The sequence below is a fragment of the Bacillus sp. JJ722 genome (assembly GCF_036963345.1).
Classification (GTDB): domain Bacteria; phylum Bacillota; class Bacilli; order Bacillales; family DSM-1321; genus Bacillus_AD.
In genome coordinates this window covers 1-4,553 of the sequence record NZ_JBALMO010000095.1, presented here as the reverse complement: position 1 = coordinate 4,553, position 4,553 = coordinate 1, and the positions used below count along the sequence as shown (strand labels likewise).

General features: G+C 34.0%; 4 protein-coding genes. All 4 read left to right on the top strand.

Annotation, left to right across the window (positions count from 1 at the left end):
* The first annotated feature begins 105 nt into the window (after positions 1 to 105).
* The 4 genes from V7014_RS12940 to V7014_RS12925 are packed head-to-tail and all read left to right on the top strand — an operon-like array spanning position 106 to position 4,412.
* A complete protein-coding gene (locus V7014_RS12940; RefSeq protein ID WP_335507750.1) occupies positions 106 to 927 on the top strand; it encodes a hypothetical protein in 822 nt (273 codons plus the stop codon).
* A gap of 24 nt (positions 928 to 951) precedes the next feature.
* Entirely contained in the window at positions 952 to 1,440 is a 489-nt protein-coding gene (locus V7014_RS12935) for a double zinc ribbon domain-containing protein (RefSeq protein WP_335507748.1), read from the top strand.
* A gap of 15 nt (positions 1,441 to 1,455) precedes the next feature.
* A complete protein-coding gene (locus tag V7014_RS12930; protein ID WP_335507746.1) occupies positions 1,456 to 3,036 on the top strand; it encodes a zinc ribbon domain-containing protein in 1,581 nt (526 codons plus the stop codon).
* An 11-nt stretch (positions 3,037 to 3,047) separates the two neighbouring features.
* The gene (locus tag V7014_RS12925; protein ID WP_335507744.1) at positions 3,048 to 4,412 is read left to right on the top strand and encodes a zinc ribbon domain-containing protein; all 1,365 of its coding nucleotides are present in this window, start codon (positions 3,048 to 3,050) and stop codon (positions 4,410 to 4,412) included.
* Positions 4,413 to 4,553: the final 141 nt, after the last annotated feature.

Genomic DNA, 4,553 nt, shown 5'->3' with positions numbered 1-4,553 from the left:
GTATAGTTCTATAACTTTAGGTATATTTATCTATTTAGAGATAGTATTATAAATGTAGAACTTTTGATTTATTACAATAATTTTTTGTGGAAAGGAGTTGGATGAATGAATAAAAAAGTTCTAACATTTATAGTTGTAATACTCTGTGTTTTATTGTTTGGTGGAGGCTATTTTGCTTATCAGTTCGTTAAGAATGATGAACAATCAACTAGCAACACTCCATCTAATAGAATAGTAGAGAAAGACGATAAGGAGGGTGAGAAACAAGGGCCTGCTCCTAGTGATGAAGATGCACAAAGAATTGCGGAGAAAACATATCCGGCATTTTTTGAGAAGTTATATGATACAGCTGAAGACAATGACTGGTATGGTAACGAGGTTGATTATAAGGTGCTAGAAGAGGAACTTTCCCCATATGTTACGCAAAGGTTCTTCGAATATATTCAAGCTTTGCCTCAAAAAGATTTGTTTTGCCAGTGTGATTCTTTTGTGTTTGAGTCACCAGAGTTTGATGCGAGAAATATAGTCGTGGAAAGTACTAGTGATTATATGAAGATGCGCACTGTTCATTTCGGAAATTATTTATCTGAAGGCTCACAAGTTTTTCTAGAGTTTAAGAAGGACCGTGATGGGAAGTGGAAGGTGGATCATTATAGTGAAATATCCGCTGAGGATAAACCACTGAATTTAACTGCAGAAGAAGCTAAAGCGGGATATAAGGATCACTTTAAAAAAATGGAGTACATAAAAGAAACATATATCAATGAGGGAGATGAATTAGCTAAAGTTTATCTTTTTCATGTTGTGGGAGATGCTCAAGATTACATAACAGCTGTTTATGCGAGCAGTGGATTTGAAAAACAAGACATTCCTTTAGAAATCGTACCGTTAAAATGGCGTGACAAAGTATTAGATAGTGATTTTTAAATTGAATAAAAGGAGATGAATGAAATGAGTGATTTGCAGTCAAAATTAGGTGGCGGAATTAATCGTATTCAAGATAGTTTACAGCAAGGTAAGCAAAAGCTTCAAACAGCTCAGGAAGTGAGTCAATTAAACAAGTTACTTCAAGGGAAGCTTGATGAAAGAGGATTGGCTATTTTCAAATTAGGTGAAGAAGTATATAAAAAGATTCGTAAACAAGAATTTCAAGATCAAGAACTTGCTGCTATTACGGAACAATTAGAGCGGTATGATCATGAAATTTATTCGATACAAGCGAAGCTATCAGAACTCAGCAATAATAATGGTGATGGTCAGGTTTGTCCAAGTTGCCAAGTAACAATTAATCATACGGATAAGTTTTGTGGTGGATGTGGAGCACCGGTAAATAACAAGACGACGGACAAAGAAACGGATACTGTTCCTTGTCAGAAATGTGAAGTATCGGTTCCAACTACAGCTAGTTACTGTGGCTGTTGCGGATCGAAAATGCAGTAGGGAGGTGTGTTATAAATGATTTACTGTCATACATGTGGATCTGAAAATGATAGTACGCAAAACTATTGCTATCATGACGGAACTCGATTAAATAAAGGGAAAAATATAAAACTTGCTAAACAAACAGGAGCATATTGCCCTTCATGTGGAGTGAGTGCTCAAAATGAAAACAATTATTGTTTTTCATGTGGGCATGCTTTTTTCGAAAAGAAAAAAGCAGAGATAGATACGGAAATGATTAAGCAAAGAGTCTTGCCAGATGTGGGAAAAGTATCATTGTTTTCATGGAACATAGGAGCTATGAAACCAATCATTGTTATTGCATTAGCGGCTTTTTTACTTATGTTTAGTCTTTCTTATATTACCTTTGAGGTCAAAAAGGACTCCAGTCTCTCTTTACTTCAAGAGACATTAAGTTTGCCAGAAGAATTAAATGTAAATGAAATGTTAAATGAATTTGGGGTAAGTGAAGAAGAGGTAATGGGTGTCACGAGTTATATCATGTCTGAACATTTCGTAGGTCAATCCGTTGAAATTAAAGGTGGAGAAGAAGGTATTGTTAACGGGAAATCTAATATAGAACTAAATCTTGGACTCTTCATTAATATTCTTATACCAGCATTAATCTGCTTAATAGCAGGGGGAGTTATTGGCAAGAAATATCTTGGAAAGGCTAGTATTCTTCAAAATGCCTTAACCTTTAGCTTTGTTTATGGATTATTGTTAAGTATTGTATCTTTCTTTGCGGGCTATTCAGCTAGTAGTCGCATACTTGGTGAAGAATTATCGCTTAGCTTATCCCATTCCTTCTTCGGATCTTTGTTTAAAGGTTTTGGAATCGCATTGATTTTTTCACTAATTGGAAGTTTAATTGTACAGAAATTCAATAAAGAATCTGTGCAACCTATTTCACCTTATAGACAGTCTTTCGTTCAAGCTCTATTTAGCTTTTTTACAGTTACGATTGCTTCTATTGGCTTTATGATGTTTATGGTTAGTAAAGTTATGAAAGAAAATCAGATCCTTTCATTTATTTCTTATTTTACTGATTCACTACAACAAAAATCTTTTGAAGTCATTACTACAATCGGTGCGCAACTTGGTATTTACTTTATGAATTTAGCTCATTTTGGAAAAATGAAACTGATCGGTTCAATCCAGTCAGATGGAGAAACTGAGGGCGGTGAGAAGTCATTTTCTCTGTTATCTGGTTTGAAGGAATCAAACGGTGATACTGATTTAATACACTTACAAAACACTGTATCCGATTTTAATATTTTCATTATTATAGCCGTCGTTTTATTCGCCATTTTATTTGCTTGGTCTGGATTTAGGTTGAGCAAGAACAATCCAAGCAATTGGCAGCCAATCTTAGTGTATAGTGCAGTCTATTCGCTATTAATGGGATTCATTACATTTATGGTAAATCTAAGTGTGAATGCAAAAGTGAAAGCGGAATTTGTTAATGAGCAATCGGTAATGGAGTATTCTTTCAGTCTAGGGTTTAACTCTATCTTTATGTTCATTAGTAGCTTTATATTTGTAACAGCTGTAGCACTTGCCGGCGCTTATATTGGCAAAATGATTAGACGATAAGGAGTATAGTGATGAAATTTTGTAGTAACTGTGGTGAACCGTTATCAGGAAAGAATAGTTTCTGTACATCTTGTGGTCAGAAAAATAATGTAGTCGATGAAAAAGTTGTTCCAAAGGGAAAGCCATTATCTAAAGGAAGAAAAATCACCATCTTGTCTATTTTGCTTGTTGTAGCAATAGTCATTATTACACACTTTATAATGAAAAACATTTATACATCTCATAAATCGGTTGAAATGTTCGAACAGGCATTACAAGGGAAAGATTATAACAAGCTAGCTGAGATTATGAATGACGGGCAAGATGTGGTAGAAGTTGATTCAGCGCAAGCAAAAGAATACGCACAATATTTAGATGAACATGTTGATACATCGAAAGTAATGAAATATTTACGTACAGCTGCTAGTAAATTAGATCATGACGAAAAGGTAAAACCTTATAAAGATTACGAGAACAAGCTGCTGCTTTTGGAAAAAGGTAAGAAGAAGTGGGGAATTTATACACAGTACGATCTTAAATTCTACCCAATAGCTGTATATGCATCTGCAGACTACGAAAATACGGACATCTTTCTTAATGATGAAAAAGCAACAACAATAGGAGAAGATGACACTCAAAGCTTAGTAGGTTATTTATTTCCAAGTAAAGTAACGTTAGAGGCTACATATAAAAATGACTATATAAACCTATCAACGAAAGATGAGTTGTATTTCGATGAAGCTTCTCATAATAAATTAGAGGTTCCGATTGAATTGGATGCGGAAGAAGTAGTTGTTTATTCAAACGACGATTCAGCCGTATTATTCGTAAATGGTAAAAGTACTGGACAAAAAATAGCGGATATTGATTATTTCGGGCCAGTAAAGACAGATGAATCCATTACGTTCCATGCGGAAAGAAAAGTAAATGGTAAAGTGGAGAAAACAGAATCTGTTAAAGTGGATGATGAAGTAGTTCATTTACTATTCAATGAAGATAAAAAAATAGTAAGCGAAGAACCTGTTATACCTGAATTTACAGAAGAAGATGTCTATGTCTTTATGAAGGACTATTATACATCTGCAGTTGAAGCGATTAATTCTGGAGATTTCTCACGTGTATCAGATATGCTAGATCCTACTGGTAAGGCTTATCGAGAATCAAAAGATTACGGTGAGTATCTATTCAACAAGGGAATAACGGAAGAACTTCAAGGTATGGAGCTTAATTCATTTAAACAGAGTGGAAACGGCTTCGAAATTGTAACAAAAGAGCATTACACCATTTTTTATGAAGATGGATCAGAAAAGAATAAAGTTTTTGAGACAAAAAATTATGCAACAGTGTTTGATGGTGAGTTGAAAATACATACTCTTATATCAACTACTGAGTTATAAATTCATTTAGGAATTATGTTAAAGGGAGGAACCACTATGGTTCCTCCCTTTTTTACAAGACTTACAAAAGATTAACTTTATAAATAAATAAGGTTTATTAAGAATAATCTTAATTTATTGTAATTATTATATTGATAAAAT

Coding starts and splice junctions, on each gene's coding strand:
- V7014_RS12940 (WP_335507750.1), top strand. CDS start 106: ATGAATAAAAAAGTTCTAACATTTATAGTTGTAATACTCTGTGTTTTA.
- V7014_RS12930 (WP_335507746.1), top strand. CDS start 1,456: ATGATTTACTGTCATACATGTGGATCTGAAAATGATAGTACGCAAAAC.
- V7014_RS12935 (WP_335507748.1), top strand. CDS start 952: ATGAGTGATTTGCAGTCAAAATTAGGTGGCGGAATTAATCGTATTCAA.
- V7014_RS12925 (WP_335507744.1), top strand. CDS start 3,048: ATGAAATTTTGTAGTAACTGTGGTGAACCGTTATCAGGAAAGAATAGT.